Raw genomic sequence first — 978 nt, forward strand, 5'->3', positions numbered from 1 at the left:
CCCAGGGCCAGCGACAGCGCCGAGGTCGACCACGCCGCGCCGTCCGACAGCAGCGCCACCAGCGAGGCCTGCTCGCCGTCGATGGGCGGCGCAAGCACGGCCACCGTGCGGCCGTCGCGCGGCTGGAGCACGAAACCCCGCGCCGTCGCCTCGATGCCGGCCAGCGCCTTGACGAGCCCGCGCAGGCGCCCGATCTCGACCCGCAGGCGCGCGCGGTGCGTCTCGTCGGGGTGGCGGGTGCGAAACGCGCTTTCGATCAGCGCTTCGCGATCGACATCGCCGGGCCATGCCTCGGCCAGCGCGCGCGCCAGCGAGAACAGCACCGGGCGGCGCGCCAGCGGGCGCCATGCATCGCCGGCACCGATGCCCCGGCGGCAGGCGTCGACGACCAATGCGTCCGAAGCCAGCAGCGCCGCCACGTCTTCGAGGCCCAGCGACTGCTCGCCGCCGGCGGAAAGGCGCCGGGCCGCGGGGTGGTCGAGCGCCGTGCGCAGTTCGGCCACTTCCGCCAGCAAGGCCGGCACATGCGCCCGCTCGGCGGCGTCGTGCGCGCGGGCCAATGCGGCCTTGGCCTCGCCGATGTGCAGCGAGCGCAGCGCCAGTTCGGCCGCCGTCAGTTCGGCCACGGCCGCCAGCGAAGGCGGCTGGCCGCGCACGTCGAGCTTTGCCAGTGCGGCCGCCGCTTCGTCGAGACGGCCCAGCAGCAGCAGGCGACGCGCTCCGATCAGCCGCGCCTGCAGCGCATTGGCGTGATCGGCGCGCGCTTCGAGCGTGGCCGCCGCCGACGCCAGCGCGCGCGGCGAGCCACCGAGGTCGCGCATGGCCATCGCCACCTCGGCCTCGGCGACCACGCAGCGCGCACGCGCCAGTTCTTCATGGCTGCCGAAGCCGCGTGCGGCGCGGCGCAGCAGCTCGCGCGCACGCGGATGCTCGCCGAGCTGGGCCATGGCAATGCCGCGCAGCGCGAGTGCCGGCGGG

1 protein-coding gene is annotated in these 978 nt (G+C 76.2%); it reads right to left on the minus strand.

The annotated features are described in order from the left end of the window. A partial coding sequence (locus tag BMG07_RS40805; RefSeq protein WP_198089225.1) for a helix-turn-helix domain-containing protein occupies positions 1–978 on the minus strand: 978 nt, incomplete at both ends.

This window comes from Variovorax sp. E3 (genome assembly GCF_016082275.1).
Classification (GTDB): Bacteria; Pseudomonadota; Gammaproteobacteria; order Burkholderiales; family Burkholderiaceae_C; genus Variovorax.